The 25,326-nt window shown below is 67.0% G+C and carries 21 protein-coding genes; 13 read left to right on the top strand and 8 right to left on the bottom strand.

Going from position 1 to position 25,326, the window contains the following annotated elements; genetic code table 11:
• Nucleotides 1–59: 59 nt before the first annotated feature.
• Together E4634_RS10270 and E4634_RS10265 are read right to left on the bottom strand one after the other, a co-directional pair.
• Nucleotides 60–716 carry a potassium channel family protein gene (locus E4634_RS10270; protein WP_135443545.1) on the bottom strand — a complete coding sequence of 219 codons (657 nt, stop codon included), beginning with the start codon at nucleotides 714–716 and terminating at the stop codon, nucleotides 60–62.
• A 31-nt stretch (nucleotides 717–747) separates the two neighbouring features.
• Complete coding sequence (locus E4634_RS10265) at nucleotides 748–2,205, bottom strand: TrkH family potassium uptake protein (protein WP_167854845.1); 1,458 nt, start codon at nucleotides 2,203–2,205, stop codon at nucleotides 748–750.
• 160 nt (nucleotides 2,206–2,365) lie between these two features.
• Here E4634_RS10265 and E4634_RS10260 point away from each other — a divergent pair, with 160 nt between their 5' ends.
• From E4634_RS10260 to E4634_RS10245, 4 genes are read left to right on the top strand one after another with little or no spacing between them, the layout of a single operon-like run.
• Complete coding sequence (locus E4634_RS10260) at nucleotides 2,366–3,187, top strand: porin family protein (protein ID WP_135443541.1); 822 nt, start codon at nucleotides 2,366–2,368, stop codon at nucleotides 3,185–3,187.
• A 27-nt stretch (nucleotides 3,188–3,214) separates the two neighbouring features.
• Nucleotides 3,215–3,691, top strand: a complete 477-nt coding sequence (ybiA, locus tag E4634_RS10255; RefSeq protein WP_135443539.1) for a riboflavin biosynthesis intermediates N-glycosidase — start codon at nucleotides 3,215–3,217, stop codon at nucleotides 3,689–3,691.
• 1 nt (nucleotide 3,692) lies between these two features.
• Complete coding sequence (locus tag E4634_RS10250; protein ID WP_135443537.1) at nucleotides 3,693–4,955, top strand: cytochrome P450; 1,263 nt, start codon at nucleotides 3,693–3,695, stop codon at nucleotides 4,953–4,955.
• A 17-nt stretch (nucleotides 4,956–4,972) separates the two neighbouring features.
• Nucleotides 4,973–5,293 (top strand): 2Fe-2S iron-sulfur cluster-binding protein, encoded by a 321-nt coding sequence (locus tag E4634_RS10245; protein WP_135443535.1) that lies wholly within the window; start codon nucleotides 4,973–4,975, stop codon nucleotides 5,291–5,293.
• 57 nt (nucleotides 5,294–5,350) lie between these two features.
• Here E4634_RS10245 and recQ read toward each other — a convergent pair whose 3' ends face one another.
• Entirely contained in the window at nucleotides 5,351–7,159 is a 1,809-nt protein-coding gene (recQ, locus tag E4634_RS10240; protein ID WP_135443533.1) for a DNA helicase RecQ, read from the bottom strand.
• Nucleotides 7,160–7,387: 228 nt separating this feature from the next.
• On the opposite strand from recQ, the gene E4634_RS10235 reads away from it, so the two are divergent.
• On the top strand, nucleotides 7,388–8,158 hold the full coding sequence (locus E4634_RS10235; RefSeq protein ID WP_135443531.1) for an enoyl-CoA hydratase/isomerase family protein: 771 nt from the start codon (nucleotides 7,388–7,390) through the stop codon (nucleotides 8,156–8,158).
• A 195-nt stretch (nucleotides 8,159–8,353) separates the two neighbouring features.
• Nucleotides 8,354–8,743: a GFA family protein gene (locus tag E4634_RS10230; RefSeq protein WP_135443529.1), complete on the top strand. Its 390-nt coding sequence runs from the start codon at nucleotides 8,354–8,356 to the stop codon at nucleotides 8,741–8,743.
• A gap of 126 nt (nucleotides 8,744–8,869) precedes the next feature.
• Here the strand turns inward: E4634_RS10230 and E4634_RS10225 are convergent, their stop codons facing one another.
• Nucleotides 8,870–11,074, bottom strand: coding sequence for a choice-of-anchor I family protein (locus tag E4634_RS10225; RefSeq protein ID WP_206046855.1), 2,205 nt, complete (start codon nucleotides 11,072–11,074; stop codon nucleotides 8,870–8,872).
• A 248-nt stretch (nucleotides 11,075–11,322) separates the two neighbouring features.
• The gene (locus E4634_RS10220; RefSeq protein ID WP_135443525.1) at nucleotides 11,323–12,834 is read right to left on the bottom strand and encodes a M20/M25/M40 family metallo-hydrolase; all 1,512 of its coding nucleotides are present in this window, start codon (nucleotides 12,832–12,834) and stop codon (nucleotides 11,323–11,325) included.
• Between the two features lie 216 nt (nucleotides 12,835–13,050).
• Between E4634_RS10220 and E4634_RS10215 the strand changes: the two genes are divergently transcribed.
• The 4 genes from E4634_RS10215 to E4634_RS10200 all read left to right on the top strand — a co-directional run bounded on the left by E4634_RS10215 (nucleotide 13,051) and on the right by E4634_RS10200 (nucleotide 17,181).
• Nucleotides 13,051–13,989: an alpha/beta fold hydrolase gene (locus E4634_RS10215; RefSeq protein WP_135443523.1), complete on the top strand. Its 939-nt coding sequence runs from the start codon at nucleotides 13,051–13,053 to the stop codon at nucleotides 13,987–13,989.
• Nucleotides 13,990–14,023: 34 nt separating this feature from the next.
• Nucleotides 14,024–14,638, top strand: a complete 615-nt coding sequence (locus E4634_RS10210; protein ID WP_135443521.1) for a LysE family translocator — start codon at nucleotides 14,024–14,026, stop codon at nucleotides 14,636–14,638.
• A gap of 71 nt (nucleotides 14,639–14,709) precedes the next feature.
• Nucleotides 14,710–16,110: an L-serine ammonia-lyase gene (locus E4634_RS10205; RefSeq protein WP_135443519.1), complete on the top strand. Its 1,401-nt coding sequence runs from the start codon at nucleotides 14,710–14,712 to the stop codon at nucleotides 16,108–16,110.
• A 207-nt stretch (nucleotides 16,111–16,317) separates the two neighbouring features.
• Nucleotides 16,318–17,181, top strand: a complete 864-nt coding sequence (locus tag E4634_RS10200) for an IclR family transcriptional regulator (RefSeq protein ID WP_135443517.1) — start codon at nucleotides 16,318–16,320, stop codon at nucleotides 17,179–17,181.
• Nucleotides 17,182–17,189: 8 nt separating this feature from the next.
• Here the strand turns inward: E4634_RS10200 and E4634_RS10195 are convergent, their stop codons facing one another.
• A complete protein-coding gene (locus E4634_RS10195) occupies nucleotides 17,190–18,473 on the bottom strand; it encodes a cytochrome P450 (RefSeq protein ID WP_135443515.1) in 1,284 nt (427 codons plus the stop codon).
• 694 nt (nucleotides 18,474–19,167) lie between these two features.
• Between E4634_RS10195 and E4634_RS10190 the strand changes: the two genes are divergently transcribed.
• Nucleotides 19,168–19,578 carry a cupin domain-containing protein gene (locus E4634_RS10190; protein WP_135443513.1) on the top strand — a complete coding sequence of 137 codons (411 nt, stop codon included), beginning with the start codon at nucleotides 19,168–19,170 and terminating at the stop codon, nucleotides 19,576–19,578.
• Nucleotides 19,579–19,595: 17 nt separating this feature from the next.
• Here the strand turns inward: E4634_RS10190 and nudC are convergent, their stop codons facing one another.
• Nucleotides 19,596–20,570 (bottom strand): NAD(+) diphosphatase, encoded by a 975-nt coding sequence (gene nudC / locus E4634_RS10185; RefSeq protein WP_135443512.1) that lies wholly within the window; start codon nucleotides 20,568–20,570, stop codon nucleotides 19,596–19,598.
• A gap of 106 nt (nucleotides 20,571–20,676) precedes the next feature.
• Between nudC and E4634_RS10180 the strand changes: the two genes are divergently transcribed.
• Nucleotides 20,677–22,926, top strand: a complete 2,250-nt coding sequence (locus E4634_RS10180; RefSeq protein WP_135443511.1) for an arginine/lysine/ornithine decarboxylase — start codon at nucleotides 20,677–20,679, stop codon at nucleotides 22,924–22,926.
• 50 nt (nucleotides 22,927–22,976) lie between these two features.
• Here the strand turns inward: E4634_RS10180 and E4634_RS10175 are convergent, their stop codons facing one another.
• Nucleotides 22,977–24,203 carry a cytochrome P450 gene (locus E4634_RS10175; RefSeq protein WP_135443509.1) on the bottom strand — a complete coding sequence of 409 codons (1,227 nt, stop codon included), beginning with the start codon at nucleotides 24,201–24,203 and terminating at the stop codon, nucleotides 22,977–22,979.
• 465 nt (nucleotides 24,204–24,668) lie between these two features.
• Here E4634_RS10175 and E4634_RS10170 point away from each other — a divergent pair, with 465 nt between their 5' ends.
• Nucleotides 24,669–25,265, top strand: a complete 597-nt coding sequence (locus tag E4634_RS10170) for a TetR/AcrR family transcriptional regulator (RefSeq protein ID WP_135443507.1) — start codon at nucleotides 24,669–24,671, stop codon at nucleotides 25,263–25,265.
• Nucleotides 25,266–25,326: the final 61 nt, after the last annotated feature.

Here is a 25,326-nt window from a genome sequence, read left to right as displayed (position 1 = left end):
GGTTTCAGGCACATTGTTAGGGATTGCAGGCGCCTTGCACGGGGATTCCCACAACTGACTCAGGCTTCCGGCGCCTTGCTCAGGCGCCGGTGCAGTTCGGCGGCCCCCGCCTCGTGGGTCAGCACCACCACCTCGTCGCCCTCGCGCAGCTTGTCCTCGGCGTCGACGAACTCCATGTGCCCCTCGCGGTACAGGCACACCGCCCGCGCCGCGCTGGGCAACTTCAGTGCGGACAGCGGCCCGGCCTGGGCGGGCGTGACGATAAACGAAAACACCCGGGCGTCGCCCTTGACCACCGGCGAGGCCTCCAGGGTGTCCTGGGACTCGATCAGGTCGACCAGGTGGCGGGCCATCGCCCGCGAAGGCACCACGATGTTTTCCAGGCCGAGGGCGATGGCGACCTTCTCGAACTGCGGGTCCTGCACCTTGGTGATAATGTGCGGGATGTTCTCAACCTGGCCGACCAGGCTGGTGAGGATGTTCTCCTGGTCCATGTCCGCCATGCACAGCAGCACGTCGGTGGCCGAGGTATCCGCCTCGCGCAGGATATCCGGGCGCGTACCATCGCCGTGAATCAGGCCGCAGTCGAGTTCGCCGGAGAGTTCCTGCACACGCGCCGCGTCGCGCTCGATGACGATCACGCTGTGGCCCTGGCTGATCAACTGCCGCGCCGTGGCCACCGCGGTGGTCCCCGCACCTACGAACACGATTCGCATACGCCCTCCCCCATTGCGCCGCAGCCGGCGCTCAATCCGCCCGTGGCCACCAGGTCATCGGCCCCAGCAGCACCAGCACGGCGACGATTTCCAGCCGGCCGAGCAGCATGTCGACACCCAGCACCACCTGCAGCGGTCCCGGCAGGCCGGAGGCGGTGAGCCCGCTGGACAGTCCCACGGTCGCCAGCGCCGAGACCACTTCAAACAGCGAATCCAGCGGCGGGTAGCCGGCGGCGACGAAGACCAGCCACGATAGCATGATGCTCACGGTGAATAACAAGAACAGGGCCAACGAGTTGTTGACCAGGTGCTCGTCGAGCTCCTGGCCGCCGAGGCGCGGACGCGCCCAGGCGTGCGCCGGCAGCCGTGTGCGGCGCAACATGAATTGCACGGTGCGCAGGAACACCAGCACCCGCAGCAGTTTGATGCCGCCCGCGGTGGAGCCGATGCCGCCGCCGGTGATCATGGCGAAGATCAGCAACAGCTTGGTGGTGTCCGAGAGCATCCCGATATCCAGTGAACTGAACCCGGCGGTACTCTGTGCGGAGAACGCCAGAACCAGGCCGTGGCGCAGCGCCGCGGGCCAGGCCAACCCGGAGTGCGCGACCAGCAGCGCCGTGCAGCCCAGCGCCACCAACGCACCGCTGGCGAGCAGCAGGCGCAGCTGCGGGTCGCCCAGGGCGCCGCCAAGGGAGCCGCGCGCGCCGCGCAGGAACACCAGCAGGGGTACTGCGCCCAGGGTGCTCACCGCGATGGTCGCCAGCTGCGCGGCGGGGCCGAGGGCGGCGAGGCTGTTGTCGTAGCTGGAAAAGCCGCCGGTGGAAATCGCCGCCAGGGCGTGCAGCAGCGCGACGAAAGCATCGCCAGTGACCAGCCATAGCAGCGCGAAAGCGATTCCAGTTACCGCGACATACACCGAGAGAATCTGCGCGGCGAACTCGCGCGCCGGGCTGTGGCTCTCCACCGCCATCTGCTCCAGTCCGGCTAGGCGCCGGGCCACCGGCCCCGGCTCCAGCCACAGCGGCACCAGCGCGGCGATGCCCAGGCCGCCGATCCACTGCAACCAGGCGCGCGAGAAGAGGAAAGCCGGCGGGCGCTGCTCGACGCTGGCCAGGGTACTGAGGCCGGTGGTGGTGATTCCCGACACCGCTTCGAACAAGGCGGCGCCGTAGTCGAGTCCCGCCGCCATCAGCGGCCACGCGAGTAGGAACGGCGGGGCGATGAACACCAGCGCAGTGATCACCAGGCCCTCGTTGGCCTGTAATCGTCCGACCCGCGGGCGTAGCGACAGCGGCACGCAGACCAGGCCCAGGCCGGCGATGATCAGCGCATAACGCAGCAACATGATGCGCTCCCCGCTGACCAGGGCGACCAGCGCGGGCACCGCGGTCAACGCCGCCAGCGCGATCCCCAGTTGCCCGAGGAAGGGCGCGATGGCGGCGGGACGCGCCGGCTGGCGCAAAATCGCGTAGGAGGCGTCGCGTGACATGCACAGGCGATCCATCGAGGGTATGCACCAAGCATAATCCAGCGCCGAGGCCACCGACAGTGCAGGTACGCGGCGGCGCCGCATCGGCCACGGCGGCATCGACGCCGGGATGGGGATTCGCTAAGGTAGCGCAACAAAAAAAGGACTTTCGGGGCGTACCATGCGATCTGCCATTCTCACCATTGTCGGCTGTGTCCTCACAGTTGCACTCCCGGCGCGCGCAGAAGGCCTGCATCCGTTCCTGGAAACCGGCCACAGCCTGGCGCTGGGCGGTGCCTGGCAGGAGGGCGATGCCAGCCTGCGTGCCACGGTCGGCGACCTCCCCGAGGTCGATGTCAAACTCAAGGAACTGGGCGTCGACGGCCGCGACAGCAGCCTGGCACTGGAATACCGCTGGCGCATGAGTCCGCGCTGGAGCGTCAGCGCCCTGCTCTATACCTTCGGCCAGAGCGGCAGCCGCACGGTACAGGATGAGTTCAACTACGACGGCATTGTGTTCGAGGCCGGGGTCGGCGTGGACACCGATATCGACATGGACACCTACATCGTGGATCTCATGTACTCCCTGTATCGCTCGCAGCGCGCCGAGTTGCAGATCGGCGGCGGTATCCACGCCCTGGACATCGATGTGGCTATCCGCGGTCGCGCCTTCGTCGGCGGCGCCGATGCCGAGGTGGCAACAGCCGCCAACGACCTGCTGGCCCCCCTGCCCAACCTGCGTGCCCAGGCCTTCTACGACCTGGGCCGTGACTGGGGCGTGTTGCTGTCCGCCGGCTGGCTGAGCGCCAGCTACCAGGACTACGACGGCAGCTTCACCTACGCCCACCCGCGCATCATCTACGCCCCCGGCGAGCACCTGGGTTTCAGCCTGGGCTACCAGTTCATGGAAGTCGATCTCACCTATACTTCCTCTTCGCGCAAGGAGTCCGAGTACGACGTGACGTTTACCGGACCCACCGCGGTCATCAGCTACCGCTTCTAGCGCGGCCAGACACGGAGTGCCTTTGCAGTGAGTACCGGCCTGTTTCCCGAGCTCGACCTGGATGCCCTGTACCTGTCGCGCAGCGACGTCAATGAGTTGCTGGGCACCTTCTCCCGGCACGGTTTCTTCCTCGACGAGCGCGAGTGGCCCTCCGTGGAGCACTACTACCAGGCGATGAAATTCGAGTCCGAGGAAGCGCGCGAGGCGGTGCGCGCGGCGGACCACCCGAAGAAGGCGCGCAAACTCGGCCGCAGCCGGCGGCGCAAGCTGCGCGGCGACTGGAGCGAGGTCAAGCGCGTGTACATGACCCGGGCGCTGTACACCAAGTGCAAGGCCTGGCCGGAGGTCGCGCGCAAGCTGCTGGCCACCGGCGAGCGGCGACTGGTGGAAAACAGCCAGTACGACTACTACTGGGGCTGCGGACGGGACCGCCGCGGCGACAATAACTACGGCAAAGTCCTCATGAACGTGCGCGCCAAACTGCGCGAAGAGGCGGAGAACTGACATGACTCACTACGAAGAGATCGACATGTTCAACGACATGTCGCTGATCGAGGACCCCTACCCCTACTACGAACACCTGCGCGCCCAGGGGCCGGCGGTATACCTGCCGCAGCACAACGTGGTCGCCGTGACCGGCTACCGCGAGGGGCTGCCGCTGTTCTCTAACCCTGAGATTTTCTCCGCCGCGAACGCGGTGACCGGGCCGTTCCCGCCGCTGCCGTTCACGCCGGAGGGCGACGACATTACCGAACAGCTCGCCGCCCACCGCGAGGAGTTGAGCCACTCCGGGCTGATCATGACCGAGGACCCGCCGCAGCACGCCAAAACCAAGTCGCTGCTGATGGGCATGATCACCCCGATCCGCCTGAAGGAAAACGAGACATTCATGTGGGAGCTGGCGGACCAGCTGATCGACGAGTTCATTGAGCGCGGCAGCTTCGAGGCGATCATGGACTACGGCCAGCCCTACGCCACACTGGTTATCGCCGACCTGCTCGGCGTGCCCGAGGAGGACCACAAAAATTTCCGTATGCTGCGTTCCAACCTGCCCGGACAGGTCGGCGGCGAGAAAGAGGCGGTGCGCGACCCGCTGGAACAGATCGGCCTGCAGTTCTATGGCTATATCGAGGAGCGCCGGCAGAATCCGCGCGACGACGTGCTGGGCAAGATGGCCCAGGTGAAATACCGCGACGGCACCACGCCCTCGGTGATCGACGTGGTGAAGACCGCGACCTTCATGTTCGGCGCCGGCCAGCACACCACGGTGCTGCTGCTGGCCAGCGCCCTGCGCATCCTCGGCGAAGACCCCGAGCTGCAGGCGCAGCTGCGCGCGGACCGCAGCCTGATCCCGAAATTCATCGAGGAGGTACTGCGCCTGCAAAGCCCGGTCAAGGGCGACTATCGGCTGGTGACGAAGACCACGAAGATCGGCGACCTGGAAGTGAAGGCCGGCACCACGGTGATGCTGCTGCTGGCGGCGATGAACCGCGACCCGGCGGTGTTCGAGGACCCGCACAGCATCCGCCTGGACCGCACCAACGCCGGCGAGCAGGTGGCTTTCGGGCGCGGCGTACACGCCTGTGCCGGCTCGCCGCTGGCGCGCGGCGAGGCCAAGGTGAGCCTGGAGCGCCTGTTCGATCGCCTCGCCGACATCCGCATCAACGAGGCCGCCCACGGCCCGGCGGGCCAGCGCCGCTTCGAGTACGAGCCCACCTATACGCTGCGCGGGCTCAAGGAACTGCACCTGGACTTCACCCGCGCCTGAGGAGACTTGCCCGCACCATGGTCAGCATCACGTTTATCGAACCTTCCGGCACACCGCGCACGGTCGAGGCCACGCCCGGCACCTCGCTGATGGAAGCCGCCACTACCAACAGCGTCGCGGGCATCATCGCCGAGTGCGGCGGCAACTGCGCCTGCGGCACCTGTCGCGTGTTCATCAGCGGCGCGGCGAAGGCGCTGGTCGCCGAACCCGGGGATATGGAAGCCGCCATGTTGGAGTTTCTGGACGACGCGGGCGCGGACCTGCGCCTGTCCTGCCAGGTCGAGGTGACCGAGGCGATGGAGGGTCTCGAGGTGACGGTCTCGCCGGAGCAGCGCTAAGCGCAGCGATTCCGAGTTAGCGTAGCGACTCCGAATCAGCGCAGCGACGAATACGCTTCAGGCAGGCACCGCGCGCTGCAGGTGCGCGTCGATCACCGCGAGAAATTCACCGCCGTATTTCTCCAGCTTGCGTTCCCCCACCCCGCCGATCTCGCCCAGCGCTGCCAGGTCCGCCGGCAGGCGCTGGCACATCTCCTTCAGCGTGCGATCGTGGAAGATGATGTACGGCGGAATGCCCTGCTCCTCCGCCAGCTGTCGCCGGCACTCGCGCAGCGCCTCCCACAGCTCGACGTCGATATCCTCGGGCAGCGGTTGGCGGGTCTGCTGGCCGCGGGTTTTCACCGCGACGTCGCGGCGCAGGTCGATACTTTCCTCGCCGCGCAGCAGCGGGCGGCAATTGTCGCTCAGACGCAGGGCGCCGTAACCTTCCATGTCCACGCTCAGGTAGCCGCGCGCCACCAGCTGCCGGAACACCGAGCGCCACTGGTTGTTGTCCAGATCCTTGCCCAGGCCGTACACCGCGAGCTGGTCGTGGCCGAACTGCTGGACCTTGGCGCTGTCGCTGCCGCGCAGCACTTCCACCAGGTGGTTGACGCCGAAGCGCTGGCCGGTGCGGTAGGCGGCGGACAGCGCCATGCGCGCGGCCTCGGTGCCATCCCAGGTTTCCGCCGGCGTGAGACAGGCATCGCAGTTGCCGCAGGGCTGTTCGAGGCTGTCGCCAAAGTAGTTGAGCAGCGCCTGGCGCCGGCAGGAGGTGATCTCGCACAGGCCGAGCATGGCATTCAGGCGCTGCTGTTCGGCGCGCTTGTGCGCCTCGCTGCCCTCGGAGTTTTCCATCATCTGGCGCAGCTTGATCACGTCCTGCAGGCCGTAGACCATCCAGGCGTCCGCCGGCAGGCCGTCGCGGCCGGCGCGGCCGGTCTCCTGGTAGTAGGCCTCGACCGTCTTGGGCAGGTCGAGGTGGGCGACGAAGCGCACGTCGGGTTTGTCGATACCCATGCCGAAGGCGATGGTCGCCACCATGACGATGCCCTCCTCGCGCAGGAAGCGCGACTGGTTCTGCGCGCGCTGCGCGGCGTCGAGGCCGGCGTGGTAGGACAGCGCGTTGAAGCCCTGCTCACACAACCACTGGGCGGTCTCGTCGGTCTTGCGCCGCGACATGCAGTAGACGATGCCGGCGTCGTGCGGGTGCTCCTCGCGCAGGAAGCGCAGCAGCTGCTGGCGCGGGTTCTGCTTCAGGGTGATGCGATAGCGGATGTTGGGGCGGTCGAAGCCGGCAATGAACTGGTGGGCCTCCTCCAGTTGCAGGCGCTGCACGATCTCGGCGCGGGTGCGCGCATCCGCGGTGGCGGTGAGGGCGATGCGCGGCACCGCCGCGAACTCCCGGTGCAGCAGCTCGAGCTGCAGGTAGTCGGCACGAAAATCGTGCCCCCACTGGGACACGCAGTGCGCCTCGTCGATGGCGAACAGGGCGATATCGACGCTGCGCAGCAGGGACAGGGTGCGCTCCATCACCAGCCGCTCCGGGGCGATGTACAGCAGGTCCAGCGCGCCGGCGCGCAGCGCCTCCTCCACCTCGCGGACCTCGCCGGCGTGCAGGCTGGAGTTGAGGTAACCGGCGCGCACCCCGAGCTCGCGCAGCGCATCCACCTGGTCCTGCATCAGCGCGATCAGCGGCGAGATCACCACGCCGCAGCCGGGCCGCACCAGCGCGGGAATCTGGTAGCACAGGGATTTACCGCCGCCGGTGGGCATCAGCACCAGGGCGTCGTCACCGGCGACGACACGCTGGATGATGTCCTCCTGTTGCGGGCGGAAGGCGGCATAGCCGAAGACGGACTGCAGGGTTTCCAGGGCGGGAGTCATGGGGCGAGAGTATACCGCATGCGGCGGCGGGCGCGGCGCGCGACGCGCAGCCCATTGCGACCTGCGAAGTGTGTCGGCGAAAGCGCGCGCTGCGCACCGGACCGCCCCCGCAACCGGGACGGGGGCGTGGCGGCGCAACGCTTGCCCGCCGGGGCACCGGCGCAGGTACAATGGCGCAGGCGGCACCTGTCGCCAAGCCGCCGATCAGCCACAGCCGGACCCGACACCATGCCCGTCAGCCTCGATATCCAGCACAACGCCCACGTCGCCACGCTGCAGTTCCACAACCCGCCCTACAATTTCGCTACCGTCGAGTTACTGCGCGTGATTGCCGATGCGCTGCACGCCCTGGACGAGGAACCCAACATCCGCGCCATCGTCCTGTGCGCCGGGGGCAAGTCCTTCTGCGCCGGGGCCGACCTGGTCTCGGAGAACGGCTTCGGCGCCGCGGGCGACGACCCCCTGCGCGAGTTCTACGACCAGGCCATCCGCATTTTCGCCGCGCGCAAGCCAATCGTCGCCGCGGTACAGGGGCCCGCTATCGGCGCCGGCCTCGGCCTCGCGGTGGCCGCGGATTTTCGCGTCGCCAGCCCCGCGGCGCGCTTCGCCGCGAATTTCGTCAAGCTCGGCTTCCACCCAGGCTTCGGCCTCACCCACACCCTGCCGCGCCTGCTCGGCGCACAGCGCGCGTCACTGATGTGCCTGACCGGGCTGCGCTACAAGGCGGAGGAAGTGGCGGCCTGGGGCCTGGTCGATGCCATCGCGGCGCCGGATTCCCTGCTCGAGGCCGCCCAGGCCTTCGCCGCGGATATCGCGGAAAACGCACCGCTGGGCCTGCTGGCGACGCGCGCGACCCTGCGCCGGGAGCTGGTGGCCGAGGTCACCGCGGCGCTGCAGCGCGAACACGCGGAGCAGATCAAACTGCAGGACACCGAGGATTTCGCCGAAGGCGTACGGGCGGTGGGTGAACGCCGTCCCGGCAATTTCCAGGGGCGCTGAGATTACCTGTTGGTCACGTCACTCTTATTCAGGTAGCTCTTATTCAGGTAACTCTTAGCCACCGCACTATTATCGAGATAGCTCTCAGTCGCCTTACTGGTATTCAGGCAACTCCGCCCGGCCAACCGCGGCCGCCGGGTTGGAGCACAGCACCCTGCCCCAGCTCGCCGCGTTACCGAACCGGGAGAAAACAACATGATCGAGGGAGCCTGTCACTGCGGCGCCGTGCGCTGGACCTACAAACCCGAGGTCGAGGGCGCCACCGCCTGCAACTGCACCATCTGCCGCCGCTACGGCGCCCTGTGGGCCTACGACTACGAAAACCAGGGCGTCACCGTGCAAGGAGCCACCGCCCACTACGTGCGCGGGGAAGATATCGAATTCCACTTCTGTGCACACTGCGGCTGCACCGTGTACTGGCGTGGGCGCAGGGACGACGAGCAGGGGCGGCGACGCATTGCGGTGAACCTGCGGCTCGCCGAGCCGCAGGCAGTGGCGGCAATCCCCATCGATCACTTCGACGGCCTGGATACCTTCACCGACCTGCCGAGGGACGGCAAATGTATCGCGGACCTGTGGGCCTGAGCGCGACCCGGCAAGCCCAGAACGAAAACAGCCGCTGAGAGCGGCTGTGGATCAGGGGCGTCGCAAGTGGACGCCCGAAACCAGGCGGCGATGCGGGCAGTTGCGAGCAAGCAACTGCCCGCGACTTCAGTTGAATAAGCGGCAGGCGCCGTACTGGTAGACGGTCAGCGTGTTGCTGTCCTCGTTGGTCACCAGCAGGGTCGGGCAGCGGTTGGGGCTGTCGCGGCGGGCGATGAAGTGCAAGCCTTCCGGCGCCTCGTCACCCGCGTTTTCCAGCAGTTGCATGAACACCGGCGCGCTGGGTTCGCTGACATCAAAGACCAGCACCTGGTCGGTGCGCTCCAGGCCGATGAAGGCGAAGCTGCGCTTGCCGACACGGCCGATCTCCACACCCTCGGGCTCCGGTCCCTTGTTGTCGCTGCGGCCATCGTCGTAGGCGTCGCTGTAGGTCGCCACGATCGCCTCGATGTCGCTGCCGCTGTCGTAGACCAGGGTGCCCTCCTCGTCCCAGATCGAGAACGAGCGCGCGCCATAGGACTGCAGGGCGTCGTAGTCGCCGTCCATGTCCGGGTCGCCGTCGATGGCGGAGACCTGGATGCGACCCATGTCGAAATCGCCCTGCAGGGCAGCCGCGTCCGGGAATGCGACCGGGTCCAGCGGCAGGCTGCTGACGCGCTCGTCGGCATTGCGCGCATCGCCCTCGTTGGCGGTAATGAAGTACTGCTTGCCGCCGACGCGGTAGCCGGCGATGGCGTCCGGCATGTACATGCCGTAGAGCGGCCAGTTGCGGATGTTGATCACGCTGTCGCGGTCGCTGGCGTCCAGTGCGTTGCCGGGCAGGCTGTGGTCCTTGAGGCCCAGCGGCAGAATCTCCGTCACCGTGGCGCTGCGGATATCGACCACCGCCAGCGAGTTGGCTTCCTGCAGCGTGACATAGGCATAGCGACGGTTTTTGGAGAGCGCGATGTATTCCGGTTCGAGGTCGTTGGCGACCAGGACTTCCGGGAACAGGCGCACGCCGGCGGCGCGCAGCAGCGCCTCCTGGCCGTTGAAGGCGCCGAAGCCCGCGGTTTCCACCACACCGCTGGCGACATCGATGATACTGATGCTGCCCTCGGGGTCGATACCGTCGTCCGGCTCGCCCTCGTTGGCGGTGAGGATTGTCCCGCAGTCGGCGGTGAAGGTGAGCATGTCCGGCAGTGCACCCACCGTGAACAGGTCGACCAGGGTGCCCGCGCTGTCCACCAGGATCACGCTACCCGGGTCAGTCTGCGGGTCGGCGGGCACGCTGAAGGCGACCAGGCCGCCACAGGAGTCGACGCTGGTTACCGCGGCGCTGGACAGGTTGAAAGGCGCGGAGGCCGGGTCGATCAGCATGCCGGGTACGGGATTGAGCGGATCGCTGAAGTCGACCACCTGCAGGCCGTCGCCGCTGGTCACGTAAACCTGCTGGGAGATGCTGTCGTAGGCGGGAATCTCGGCTCCGGGCAGGCCGCCGAGGGTCGCCACGTGGCGGAACAATCCGGTGGTCGCCGGCGGCGCCACCGCCGGAATCAGCTCGGCGTAGGTGACCACGACGGTGCGGGTCACGGTGGCGGCGGCATTGCTGTCGGTATCGGTGACGTCGTAGGTCACGCTGTATTCGCCGAGGGTGGCGGTGTCCACCACATCGCCGGCGACCACGATAGCGCCGCTGAGATCGCCGTCCTCGGCGTCGAAGGCGCTGGCGCCCGGGTCTGCGAAGGGCGTGCCCAGGGAAACAACCAGCGGGTTGTCGCCGAGCAGGGTAATCTCCGGCAGGTTGCCGACGATTTCCGCCGGGCCGCCGTTGCCGGGGGAGCCCACCGCCGGTTGCGCGGCGTCGTTCACCGCCGCGGTGGCCACCGCCTCGTCGGGCAGGTCGCCCGGCTCGCTGAAACCGGCCTTGAACACGTTCCAGGACTGTCCGCCGAAGGCGTCGGCCTCGGGGTATTCCTCGAAGTCGACGATGCTGACGGCGTCGGGGCCGCCGAGGAACAGGGTGACGCCGTCACCGCCCTGGCCCAGGCCGGAGCCGTCGGTCAGGCCGATCTCCACGCCGTCCAGGTTATAGACGGGGGACCACAGGTCGCCGAACGCGTCGACCGCGCTGGGGTCATCGGTCACCAGCACGATTACCGCTTCGCCCGGCTGGATATCCACCAGGCCGGTGATCCGGTCCGCGGCGCCGGCATCCTGGGAATCGTCGTCGTAGAACAGCGGCGCATCGACGCCCGCCACCCAGGCGGTATCGCCGAGGTTGACGATCTCGAACCAGTCCTCGGAGAGATTGTCGCCGGGCTCGTTGCCCATCCAGATTTCACTGATTTGCAGATCCACCGCGGCGTGGGCGGACAGTGGCAGGACGGCTAACAAAGGAGAGGCAAACAATGCGGAGGCAAGTACACGCCGGGCAGGTCGTTTCATCGGGCACCCTGTATATCGGTATCGGTATGGAATGCCCGAACTTATTCGCCGAGTGTTGCAGAAATATGAAAACGCCGGGGCCCACCCCGGCCATTGCCGCCCGCGACCGCAACCGTGGCCGCGGACGGCAACGCTCAGCTGATGCGCGCGAGCTGGTAGAGAATGTCCACGTAACCCATGGTCGCCTCGGTGATACCCGCCACCTTCGGGTTGGTGGAGTCCACCACGTAGTACTCGTCGGGGGCGTGCGCGCCGCTGCCGTGGCCCAGGCCGAAATGGCCCGCCGGCAGCGACAGCGGCGGCGCGGTAAACACGGCGCCTGGCCAGGAACCGGCCAGCCTCGGGTTCAGCTTCGCGGTGGCGCCGGCGGCCTGGTAGGCGGCCAGTTGCGCGCGGATCAGGCGGCTGTCCTCGGCGGTCTCGGTGGGGTCGTAGCCGCCGCTGACATTGGTCTCGATATCGGTGAAGCCGCGCTTGTCGAGATGCGCGCGCAGCTTGGCCTCGGCTTCCGCGCGGGTCTGGTCGGGCACCAGGCGCAGGTCCAGCTTGGCCACGGCTCGGCCCGGCAATACGGTCTTGCCGCCGGGGCCGGTATAGCCCGCCACCAGGCCCTCGATATTCACCGTGGGCTGCGAGGCCAGGCGCTCCAGCGCCTCGCGATAGGGCAGGTCGTCGATCCAGCGCGCCACGCCGAGCTGCTCGCGCTGGGCCGCCTCGTTACCGGCGCGGGCGGCTTCTGCAATCAGTGCTTTCTCGCGCGCGGAGAGCGGGCGCACGTTCTCGAACCAGCCGTCGATGGCCGGGGTGTTGCCGTCCTCGCTCACCAGCGTGTGCAGCGCCTGCACCAGGCGCCAGGAGGGAGAGTCCACCATCGCCTTGTAGCTGGAGTGAATGTCGCCCTTCGGCCCGCGGCCCCAGCGCTCGCCGCTGGCCACCAGTTCCAGTTCGACGACACCCTTGGAACCGAGGTTGACGTTCACCCCGCCGTTGATGTTCTGCCAGCTCGCGGGAATGAAAATGCCCTCGGCTTTTTTCAGTGCCGCGAAGACTTCCGGGCGCTGCACCACCTGGCTGAAATGCGGCGAGCCGATCTCCTCCTCGCCCTCGGCCACCAGCACGATGTTCACCGGCGGTTTGACGCCGGCGGCGCGCATGGCGTGCAGCGCGGCGAGGAAAGTCGCCTCCGGCCCCTTCTGGTTGACTGCGCCGCGCCCGACGATGGCGCGGCCGTAGCCGGGTTTGTCGACCATGCGCCCCTCCAGCGGCGGCGAGCTCCACTCGGCAGGGTCGTACTGCTTCACGTCGTACATGAAGTAGATGCCCAGGGTGCGCTCGGCGCCGTTGTCCATGGTCGCGAACACGCCGGCGTGGCCGTCGGTGGGAACAATGCTGGCACTGTCGAAGCCTGCTGCGCGCGCCAGCTCCGCCATGTACTGGGCGCCCTCGGGCATGTTCAGGTTCTCCGCTGCGATCGAGGGCAGCGCGATCCAGTCCCGGATGCGTTGTATGGCGGCCTCGCGCTGCTGTTGCGCGGCGCGCAAAATCGCGGCCATCGCCGGGTCGGCGTCGCCGCTGGCCACTGCGCGAGGCAGCACCATGGCGCCGCCAGCGAGCATGGCCGCGCTCAGGAAATCGCGTCGATTCATGGTATTCTCCGGGGTCGTTTGCAGGGGACTGGCGCGCTGCGGTGGTGCGCACCGGGCGGCGCCAGCGCCAGCATACCACGCCAGCGGCGTCGCCTGCGGGCAATCCCCGCCCGGCACGCGGGACCACACAAAATAAGGAACCAGCACAATGCGCGAGCGCTTCTTCCCACGCGCGACGGCGGCACCGGTCGGCGATCAACGCAGTGCGGTGCAGCCATGACGACACCCGGTCAGACGACTGCATCCTCCGTCGAGGGTACGCCACCCGCCTGGTTCCAACGCGCTCTCGCCACACCGGGTGAAAGCTGCCGGGTCAATGTGCGCGGTTGCGACATCCACTACCTGCGCTGGGGCGACCGTTCGCGGCCGGGGCTGGCTTTCATCCCGCCCAGTGGCGGGCACGCGCGCTGGTTTGCCCACGTGGCGCCGATGTTCGCCGACCAGTTCCACGTACTGGCGATCGACCCCGCCGGCTGCGGCGACTCGGGCCGCCGCGAGGCCTACAGCCAGGACGCTATCAACGCGGAGATCTTCACGGCACTGGAACACGCCGGGCTGTTCGAGGCCGCTGTCCCGCCCAGCCTGGTCGGTCACAGCGCCGGCGCCCAGTGGGTGGTGCGCGCGGCACAGGCCCACGGCGAGCGCCTGCTCGGCGCCATTGCCATCGATGGCCTGCGCTATACCGAGCTGGACAAAGACCAGGCGGTAAAGGTGCTAAAGGCCGGGCCGCCGGCGCCGCGACCCGCGCGTGTCTACCCTTCCCGGGAAGAAGCCCTGGCGCGTTTCCGGCTCGCCCCGCCGCCGCTGCAACCGGTGGGCAACGACTACATCGTCGACTACATCGCCGCGCATTCCTACCGCGAGACCGACGGCGGCTGGGTTTCGAAGTACGATCCCGCCCAGGTGGCGACCATCGACCTGGCCCTGGAGTTGCGCGATGCGTTGAAAGACCTGCCCTGCCGCGGCGCCTCACTGTATGCGGAGCACACCCACCTGGCGGAGGCGGATGTCGCCGAGCGCATGGCGGTGCTCAACGGCCCGACAGTGCCGGTATTTATCATCCCGGGGACCAGCCACTACCCGCAGATCGACCAGCCGTTTGCCTTTGTCGCCGCCATCAAGGGCGTGGTGACCGGCTGGATCGCCGCGCGCTGATACGGCGCACGGCCGCTTACCCGGACTGCGCAGTGTGACCCTCGCCAAGCTGCTCACCTTCGTACCGACGTTTTTCGTCATCTCCCTGTCGCCGGGCCTGTGTATGACCCTCGCGATGAGCCTTGGTATCAGCGTCGGCCCGCGCCGCGCCGGCTGGATGATGCTCGGCGAACTGGCCGGGCTGGCTTTGGTGGCGGTCGCCGCGGTGCTCGGCGCCGCAACCATCCTGTTGCAGTCGCCGCTGTTCTTCCAGGTGTTCCGCTGGCTGGGCGCGGCCTACCTGTTCTACATGGGCTGGCAGAGCTGGCACGCTGAACCCCGGGCGCCGGGCGCGGGTGACACGGCCGGCCTGCGCTCGCGCGGGGCGCTTGCCCTGCAGGGCTTCGTCACCGCGACTGCCAACCCCAAGGCGTGGATTTTCCTGGTCGCATTGCTGCCACCGTTCATCGAGCCGGCGCAGCCCCTGCCCGCGCAGCTCGGCGCGCTGATCGCGATCATCCTGGTCATCGAGCTGACCTGCCTGCAGATCTACGCCCACGGCGGACGCAAACTCGCCGACCTGCTGTTCCGCCGCGGCCGCGCGCGCCTGCTCAACCAGGTCTCGGGCGCCCTGATGGTCGGCATCGGACTTTGGCTGGCCCTGGGCTGAGGGACTCGCCGCGGCGCTCGTTCTACACTTGAGTGTTCCAGACCGGAACCCCTCGAACCCCGGAGTAGCACGTGGCAATCAGCACCTTCGACCTGTTCAAGATCGGCATCGGCCCCTCCAGCTCGCATACCGTGGGCCCGATGAACGCCGCACGCCAGTTTGTCGCTGGCCTGGGGGAGCGCGGCCTGCTCGACACCACCGAGGGCGTCAGGGTAGAACTGTTCGGCTCCCTGGGCGCGACCGGCGCCGGCCACGGCTCGCCGCGGGCGGTGATCCTGGGCTTGCAGGGCGAGGCCCCCGAGAGCGTGGACGTGGAGAGCATCCCGGCGCGCATCGCCGCGCTGCGCGACAGCGGCCGGCTGACCCTGGCCGGCGGGCGCGAGATCGCCTTCCGCTACCCCGACGACCTCGTGCTGCACCGCGACGAGGCCCTGCCCTACCACGCCAACGGCATGCGCTTCACCGCCCGCGACGCGGCAGACACGGTGTTGGCACAGCGGGTCTACTACTCTGTCGGCGGCGGCTTCGTGGTCGACGAGTCCGCCGCCCGCGGCGATATCCTGGTGGAGGACAGTACGGTCCTCCCCTACCCCTTCGACAGCGCCGACCAGTTGCTGGCGCTGTGCCGCGAGCACGGCAGGTCGGTGAGCTCGCTGATGCTCGCCAACGAGCGCTGCTGGCGCAGCGAGGCCGAGATCCGCGATGGCCTGCTGGCGATCTGGCGGGCCATGGACGCCTGCATCGCCCGCGGCACACACACCGAGGGCATCCTGCCCGGCGGCCTCAAGGTAAAGCGCCGCGCGGCGCAGTTGTACCGGCAGCTGAAAAGCGCCACCGGCTCCCTCGGTGACGCGAGCCTGGCCTCCATGGACTGGGTTACCCTCTACGCCCTGGCGGTCAACGAGGAGAATGCGGTGGGTGGCCGCGTGGTCACCGCCCCCACCAACGGCGCCGCCGGTATTATCCCGGCGGTGCTCAAGTACTACCTGACCCGCTGCGAGGGCGCCGGCGAGGACGACGTCCCGCGCTTCCTGCTCACCGCGGCGGCCATCGGCATTCTGTACAAGACCAACGCGTCGATCTCCGGCGCCGAGGTGGGCTGCCAGGGCGAGGTCGGCTCCGCCTGCTCGATGGCCGCCGGCGCGTTGGCGGACGCCCTGGGCGGCACCCCGGCACAGGTGGAGAACGCGGCGGAAATCGCCATGGAGCACAACCTCGGCCTGACCTGCGACCCGATCGGCGGCCTGGTACAGGTGCCGTGCATCGAGCGCAACGCGATGGCCGCGATCAAGGCGATCGGCGCCGCGCGCATGGCGCTGCGCGGAACCGGCGAGCACCACGTCTCGCTCGACCAGGTGATCCGCACCATGCGCGATACCGGTCGCGATATGGCGGAGAAGTACAAGGAGACCGCGCGCGGCGGCCTGGCGGTCAACGTGGTGGAGGTTCCGGTCAGCATCATCGAGTGCTGAGGCAGCACCGCGGTTAGTTATTTCGAACTCTGCCGGGGCTTCCCCACTTCAGGCCACACCGCGCCCGCGCAGCCGAACGCCTGTTCCGGAGCCGCCAAACACTACAATTTCAGGACTCTGGGGCTCACCCTCGATACAACGACAGCTTGACTCAACACGGGATTACCCCTAGTTTCCCGCTAGGGAATTCGATATAGCGAAATATTTATGTCCAAGCCGCCGCCCGGTGTACAGCGCGTCGTCGCCGTACTCAACTTCTTCGCCGAACACCCCGGCCAGTCGTTCACCTTCACCGACATCGTCAAGGCGCTGGACCTGGGCCGGGCGACCTGCCACGCCCTGCTCGCCGGGCTGGTGGAGGCGCAGTACCTGTATCGCAATACCGACAAGACCTATGTGATCGGCCCCGCGCTGGTGGCCGTCGGGCGCATCGCCAGCGAGCAGTTCTCGCCGACCCAGGCGACCCAGCCGGAACTGCGCGCGCTGTCCGACCGCTACCGCACGGCCTGCTCGGCAGTCTACCTGGAGGGGCACGACGTGGTGATCAAGCTGCGCGCGGGCGCGGGACGCAGCGAGGCCTGGGCGGTACCACAGGGGCAGCGCCTGCCCCTGCGTGCGCCATTTGCCGGCGCCTATTTCGCCACCACCAAATCCTACGACCTGGAAAAGTGGCTGGACGAGGCCTCACCCAAGCCGCCGGAGAAAGAGCGCCGCGAATTGCTCGCCGGCATCGAGTTCACCCGCGAGCACGGTTATTCCTTCGGCGTCTTCAACCCGGACATGGAAATCGCCAACCAGCCGTTTCACCTGGCCTTCGTCGGCAGCAAGATGGAGTACCCGGTCAAGATTGCCTGGGAGCTCAAGCCCCGCTCCAGCTACCAACTCGCCTTCCTTACCTGCCCGGTGTTCAACCGCGAGCGGCAGGTGGAGTTCGTGCTGAATCTCTCGGGCTTTCGCGGCTCGTTCAAGGGCGAGACCATCGCCGAGATGGGCAACGACCTGCGCGAGGCCGCCGAGCGGCTCACCTATTTCATCAACGGCCGCAGCGAACCCTACCCGCTACCGAACTGACCCCGGTTTCAGCGCAGTACCACCGGCACCGCCGACATACCGCGCTGCTCCACGCCGCCGAGCAATTCCGGCGCTGGCGCGTCCGGGTCCAGGCGCAGATTGGGGTAGCGGTCCATCAGTGCATTCAGCGCACTGCTCATCTCCTGCTTGGCCACATCCAGGCCCAGGCAGCGGTGCGGCCCCATACCGAAACCCAGGTGCGGCTGGAACGGGCGCAGGGGGTCGTACTGGCCCGGGTTGTCCCAGCGTCCCGGGTCGCGGTTGGCGGCGCCCAGGCACATACAGATGCGCGACTGCGCGGGAATATGCATACCCTCGAGTTCCACGTCCGCGGTCAGCACCCGCTCGAACACCGGGTCGGTAGGCATCCAGCGCGCGGACTCCTCGATCGCCGGCGCTACCAGCTTGCGGTTGTCGCGGCACAGTTCCCACAGGTGGTAGTTGCTCAGCAGTGCGTGCAGGGTGATGCCCAGTTGCCGCCATGTAGTACCGCCGCCGGCGAGCATGATCAGGCGGCAGTAGGAGAACACCTCCTCGTCATCCAGCTTGCGCGCGCTGCCATCCGGCAGCGGCAGGTCGTTGGTAATCAACGCGGAGATGACATCCTCCTGCGGGTCCGCACGCCGCCGGGTGATCAGCTCGCGCAGCATGCGCGACACCTCCCCGGCAGAGGCCATGCGCTCCTCCTGCGACAGGTTGTGGCCGCCCACCGTGCTGCGCAGCAGGTGCTCGCGGAACTCCAGGCCGTTGGCCTCATCCATGCCGATGCCACGGGTCACGATATGCACCGGCAGGCGCGCGCACAGGTCCATGTTCAGGTCGACCTTGTCCTGCTTGCTGTCGATGCGGTCGAGCAGCGCCTCCACCGCGCCGGTAATCCAGGTCGGCTTCCACCAGTTCTCGACCTTGGGACGCAGGAACATCGGCTGCACCACGGAACGGTAGCGGCGGTGTTCGTCGCCCACCATCTTCAGGATGACCTTGCCCATGGCGCGCACCGAGGGCGAATCGTTGTACCCCTCGGAGGAGAACAGCTCGTTCTCGCGCAGGGCGCGGTTGCACAGGTCGAAGGTGAACAGCGTGTAGCTCTGGCGCTTCACCGAGTAGTGATCCAGCGTCGGCAGCTGTAGCAACTCGCGCAGTGAGCCGCGCATCACCGGCGCGGTATCGCGCAGGCGGTCCATCGCCGGCGAGAGATCGCCGTAGATTTCGGCGTTGGTGCTGCTGGCTTCTTTCTGAACGTCAAACAGTTCGCGGTAACGGGGATCGTCGGAAGTGAGGGTGTCGGACATGGTGCACCTGATATATTCGTTATTCAGAATTAATTATCTGTTATCGGAAGGATTATTGGGGAGCCGCCTCCAGCGGTCAAGCACGAACTTGGCCACGCAAAGTTTTAGGGCTGCGTTTTCGGAGGGAGACAGCGGGCCGTGATTCGCGATTTTGACGGCTTCTGTGCACGCGGAGCCGGAGTAGCGCCGCCCGTTTCACGCAGCAGGGGCACCCACTGGCGATTGACAGGCTGTTGACCCCGGGCTATAAACCGGGTGTGAAATAGAATTTTGTGTCGTTATATAGAATTTTCATTACGCAGTCCGGCGGTCGAACCGCCTGACCGCGCCTGACGATGCGAGATCGCGGTACGGTTTTACAGTGTGTAGTGTGCCTGGCCCGCGTGTACGCGGGCCTTTTTTTGCGTATTTTGCGGCTTCCGCGATTGCCGCCAGGGTTTGCGTCACCGGGGGTGTCGGGACCGGCAGCTCGGGGGCCGGAGCTCGGGGTCAGAGTCACGACTCTGACCCCTGGCACCGCTGAGGTCCGTCACTGGGGTCAGAGTCGCGACTCTGACCCCGGGCAGCATGAACCCGCGACGCGAGGTCGGAGCCGTGACTCCGCCGCCCACTTCCCCGCATACTGCGACGGGCAGCCGCGAGGCACCCGGCGATCAACCCCATAGGCAATCATCCGCAAAACAGGAATAACAAAATGCCAACCAGCAAACTCAGGGACCTGCCCAAGGGCGGCGGCGGCCGCTGGCCGCTCTGCGGCGAGGGCTTCCGCTCCATCAAGTGGGGCGATATGGAAGTGGGCTTCACCACCGCGGGGCCGATGAGCGCCGCCGCCACCTACAAGGGCCTGCCCGGCGGCCTGTGCATGTGCCCGCACTACGGCTACGTGTTCAGCGGCCGCATCCGCTGCACCTACCCGGATTCCACCTGGGACGACGAGGTGGCGGAAACCGGGGACGTGTACTTTTTCCGCCCGGGACACCATCTCATCTACGAAGAGCCCACCGAGGCGCTGGAACTGAATCCGGCGGACGCCCTCGAGGTGCTGATGGACCACGTCGAGGCCTACGCCCGGCGCATGGTCGAACAGGGTCAGTCCGACAGTTGAGGCGAGCGGCGTGGGCGCTAGACCTGCGCCAGCCAGGCCAGCATCAACTGATGGGCGATCGCGCTGGGCGGCGGCACGAAGAAAGACGGCGTCCCGGCGCCCGCAGGGTCGCTCATCATGCTGCGGTAGTCGAGGTCCTGTGAGTCGGCGATAGCCTGGCGCAGTTGCTCCGGCGTGAACCAGCGCGCCTCGGCAATCTCTTTCTCGTCCAGCGTGATGGCCTCGCCCAGCCCCTGGGCAATACAACCGATCATCAGGCTGGAGGGAAACGGCCAGGGTTGGGTGAACAAATAGCGCACCTCGCCCACCGCGACACCCACCTCCTCCATGACCTCGCGCGCCACCGCCTCCTCCACCGTCTCCCCCGGCTCGAGGAAGCCGGCGAGCGCGGTGAACATGGGGCCGCGGAACATCGCGTTGCGGCCCAGCAGGCAGCGCCCCTCCCGCACCACGAGGCTGATCACCACCGGGTCGGTGCGCGGGAAGTGCTGCGCTTCGCAGGCCGGGCAATCGCGCCGGTAGCCGCCGTCCGCGAAATGAGTGACAGCACCGCAGCGCGCGCAGAAGCCGTGGCGCGCATGCCAGTCGACCATGCTCTTGGCCTGGGCGAGCAGTGACGCACTGACCCCGTCCAGGCGCCCGAGGGCGAACATCAGGTCCTCGTAGCTGCCAAGTTCGCGGAACGGGAGGTCCTCCTCGTCCTGGGCCAGGTGCGTGGCGTCCAGCGCGAAGTAGTCGTGCTCCTCGTCGCGGCCGAGGAATACCGCATCCTCGACGCGACAGCCGGCGAGCGCGGCGGCATCCAGCCAGGCAATTTCGCTGGGCGCGCTACCGGCAGCTGCCCGCAACAGCGGCCGCAGGCGCCACAGCGCGACGAAGCGAGCGCGCGCGCTGCACTTTGCCGCCCGCAGCCAGTCCGGATCCGCGCGCAGGTGGGAGGCGCGGTCCAGCGGGTTATCGGTGAAGGTATTGGGGTTGCCGGGGCTGGCCATCGAATCTCCCGCTGGCTCTGGAATCGGGAGCGAAAGTCTAGCATGCTTGCAACCCGCGACCCTCTATACTGGAGGGCGCGCGCCATTCACGCCGGAGACGCTACGCATGAAATTCCGTTTTCCCATTGTCATCATCGACGAAGACTTCCGCTCGGAAAACTCCAGCGGCCTGGGCGTGCGCGCCCTGGCACAGGCGATCGAGAACGAGGGCATCGAGGTCATGGGCGTGAACAGCCCGGGTGACATGGCCAGCTTCGCGCAACAGAGTTCGCGCGCCTCGGCATTCATCCTGTCCATCGACGACGAGGAGTTCTCCACGCCGGAGGGCGAGGAAGAAGCGCTGACCCGGTTGCGCGATTTCGTCAACGAAGTGCGCTTCAAGAACCAGGACGTGCCGATCTTCCTCTACGGCGAAACGCGCACCTCGCAGCACATTACCAACGACATCCTGCGCGAGCTGCACGGTTTCATCCACATGTCCGAGGACACCCCGGAGTTCGTCGCCCGCTACATCATCCGCGAGGCCCGCGACTACTTCAAAACTGTGGCGCCGCCGTTCTTCCGCGAGTTGGTGAACTACGCCCAGGACGGCTCCTACTCCTGGCACTGCCCCGGACACTCCGGCGGCGTAGCCTTCCTCAAATCCCCCGCCGGCCAGATGTTCCACCAGTTCTTCGGCGAGAACATGCTACGCGCGGACATCTGCAACTCGGTGGACGAGGTCGGCTCACTGCTTGACCACACCGGCCCGGTGGCGGCCAGCGAGCGCAACGCGGCGCGCATCTTCAACACCGACCACCTGTTCTTCGTCACCAACGGCACTTCCACCTCGAACAAGATCGTGTGGAACTCTATCGTGGCGCCGGGCGACGTGGTGGTGGTCGACCGCAACTGCCACAAGTCCGTGCTGCACTCGATCACCCTGACCGGGGCGATCCCCGTGTTCCTGATGCCCACCCGCAACCACTACGGCATCATCGGACCGATCCCGCGCCGCGAGTTCGCCATCGAGAACATCCGCAAGAAGATCGAGAACAACCCGTTTATCGAGGACAAGACGGTCAAGCCGCGCATCCTCACCATCACCCAGTCCACCTACGACGGCATCATCTACAACGTCGACATGATCAAGGAGGCGCTGGACACCGAGGTGGACGCCCTGCACTTCGACGAGGCCTGGCTGCCCCACGCCAACTTCCACCCGTTCTACCGCGGCATGCACGCGATCGGCGTGGACCGGCCGCTGTCGCGCGACGCCATGGTGTTCTCCACCCAGTCCACCCACAAGCTGCTGGCCGGCCTGTCCCAGGCCTCGCAAATCCTGGTGCAGAACTCGCAGACCCGCGAGCTGGACGTGGGCCGCTTCGACGAGTCCTACCTGATGCACACCTCGACCTCGCCGCAGTACTCGATCATCGCCAGCTGCGATGTCAGTGCGGCGATGATGGAGCCCCCCGGCGGCACCGCGCTGGTCGAGGAATCGATCCAGGAATCCCTGGATTTCCGCCGCGCCATGCGCCGCGCCGGTGCGGAATTCGGCGACGACACCTGGTGGTTCAAGGTCTGGGGGCCGGACTACCTGCCCGAATCCGGCATGGGCGACAGCGCCGACTGGGCCCTGAAAGCCGGCGAGCGCTGGCACGGCTTCGGCGATCTCGCCGACGGCTTCAACATGCTCGACCCGATCAAGGCCACCATCATCAACCCGGGCATCGACGTCGACGGCAATTTCGCCGACAGCGGCATTCCCGCGGCGGTGGTCACCAACTACCTGGGCGAGCACGGCATCTACGTCGAGAAGACCGGCCTGTATTCCTTCTTCATCATGTTCACCATCGGCATTACCAAGGGCCGCTGGAACTCCATGGTCACCGAACTGCAGCAGTTCAAGGACGCCTACGACGGCAACCTCCGGCTGTGGAAGATCATGCCGGATCTGGTCGAGGAGTACCCGGTGTACGAGAGCATGGGCCTGCGCGACCTGTGCCAGGGCCTGCACGACATCTACAAGGCCAACGACATCGCCCGCGTCACCACCGAGATGTACCTCTCCGACATGGCCCCGGCCATGCGCCCGATCGACGCCTACACCGCGCTGGTGCACGGCAAGGTGGAGCGCGTGCCGATCGACGAACTCGAGGGGCGCATCACCGCGATCCTGCTCACCCCCTACCCGCCCGGCATTCCGCTGCTGATTCCCGGCGAGCGCTTCAACAGCGCCATAGTGCGCTACCTGAAGTTCGCCCGCGACCTGCACGGCAAGTTCCCCGGCTTCGACGCCGACATCCACGGCCTCAGCGTGGAGGAAGTGGACGGCCGCACGGAGTACTTCATCGACTGCGTGGCCGAGGACTGACCTGCACACGGCGGCCGGCACAGCACCGGCCGCCACTCCTGAGAATCAACTCACGCCGGGCCGGCGTCCTCAAACCAGATCGGCAGGCCCTGCAGCCCCCACACCCCGAAGAACGGCCGCCAGGCCAGGTCCGCATCCGCCAGGCGCGGCTGGCGCAGGCGCTTCGCCACCTCGTGCAGGCCCACTTCCATCTGCGCCCGGGCGATATGCTGCCCGAGGCAGATGTGCATGCCGCGGCCGAAACCGAGATGGCGGTTCTGCTGAGCGCGCTCCGGGTCGAAGCGATCCGCCTCGCCGAAGGCCCCCGGGTCGCGCCCGGCCAGGCTGGCGGGAATGAACAGCATGCTGCCCGCGGGAATGCGCACGCCGCGGTAGTCCAGGTCCTGGGTGGTCATGCGCGGGATATTGGCGACGCCGTGGAAGCGCATCGCCTCTTCCACCACCTTGCCGCAGTAGGCTTCGTCCTCGGCGCAGCGCACGTAGATGTCCGGGTAGCGCAGCATTTCAAACATGAGCAGGGTCAGCACGTTCTTCGAGGTGTCGTAGCCGCCGACGAACAGGAAGATCAGCAGATCGTAGAGTTCGCGTTCATCGAGCCCGCCCGCATCCAGCGCATCGACCAGGATATCCAGCAACTCGCCGCCCTGCGCCGGGCGCTCGCCGGCGCGGCGCGCCGCTACCAGTTGCTGGCCAAAGGTATCGATATGGTTGGTCGCCTCCTGCAGCGCGGGCAGCAGGTCCGGGTCCATGCTCATGGACAGCCCGAGCGTCTCCAGCGACTGGCGCAGGCCGGGCAGCGCCTCGCGCGGGGAGCCGAGCATGGCGCACATCACGCCTATCGGGTACAGCGAGATGAACGCCTCGAAATCGAACTCGCCGCGCGGCGCCCACTCGTCCAGCAGCTGGCGGATGGTCCCACGCATGAGCTCGCGGCTGAGCTTGGCCTGGCGCGGCGAAAACAGCGGTGTGAGCACCTGCCGCTGGCGACGGTGGTTGTCACCGGTTTGCGCCAGCAGCACGTTGGAGGCGAGCCGGCCCCAGGGCGTGCCCTCCGCCTGCATGATCTGCACCACCATCTCCTGCGCCGGGGCCATGAATTCGTCCATCATCAACAGGTCCTTCATTGCCTCGTACTCGTGGATCACGTGGCCGAACAGGCACTGGGCGAGCCAGGGGTGTTTATCCCGCGCCGCGGCGAAATATGGCAGGGGGTCGGCGGAAAACTCCGGTGTCTCCATGGGTAGGTGGGCGAGATCGAGGTCGGCGATAGCTTGCATGGTTGGTCTCCAGTGTGTGAAAGCGGCACGCGGGCGTGTCGCGGATGGAACTGCTGTGGCGGACACCGCACCCCGGGAGACAGCCTCACCCGGGGCTTCATGCCGCCTTTGTCGATACACACAAGCTCATTTATTCCCCCCAGTGATGTAGGCACAGAGGCCGCCGGGGTGCAGCTGGATCCACGACTGCGCGAAAATCTCACGTAGATTATGCGTATCGGCCGCACTATCGACCTCTACAAGGACGAAATACATCTTCCCCAGCTGGGGATGAGCTTTGTTATTGATATACTATATATCATTAAAAACTGGCATGCGTCTACATTTTCCTCCGTCCCGCGCACCCCGTCCAAGAGTTCACCCGGCGACATTTCGAAAATACCCGGCAAAATGCTAGGCTTGACCAAACCCTCAGGACACCGGGGCCGTGCCGCCTCCGCCAGCGGGAGCAACTAACGAGGCACCATGACTCAAGCCACCAGCAAAGCCGCCACCAAAGCCCCAGCCAAACCGCCGGCCAGGACGCGCCGCACGCGCACCCGCCAGGCGCTGGGCGAGGCCCTGCTGCAGTTGCTCACCGAGAAATCCTTCGACCGCATCACCGTGCGCGATATCACCGCTCGCGCCGATATCGGCTACGCCACGTTCTTCCGCCACTACCCGGACAAGGAGACCCTGCTCGAGGACCTGGTGGCCGACGAGATCGACCGCCTGCTGAGCATGGCGGTACCGATCGTGTTCACCGTGGATACGCTGGCCTCGGCCCAGGCCCTGTGCGCCTACATGTGGGAGGGTCGCCAGCTATGGTCGGCACTGCTGACAGGCGGCGCGGCGACCCGCCTGAAGGCCGAGTTCGTCGACCAGGCCCAGGCGCTGGCCGCCGACCTCGCCCGCGAACATGCCTGGCTGCCTGGCGACCTCAACGTGGTGTTTGCAGTCAGCGCCACTGTCGAGATTCTCGCCTGGTGGCTGAAACAGGAAGCGCCGCCACCGGTGGAGGAGATCGCCACCGTGCTCGACCGCCTGGTCATCGCACCCAGCACCCAGTTCAAACAGGACTGACGGCGGCCGCGCCACACATCCCCGCGAACCCCGGGATAGGCTAAGCTAAGGCAGGGCGCGC

The organism is Mangrovimicrobium sediminis (assembly GCF_004745945.1).
Classification (GTDB): domain Bacteria; phylum Pseudomonadota; class Gammaproteobacteria; order Pseudomonadales; family Halieaceae; genus Mangrovimicrobium; species Mangrovimicrobium sediminis.
The sequence above is the reverse complement of the archived record's forward strand: the minus strand, read 5'-3'. Positions and strand labels throughout refer to the sequence as shown.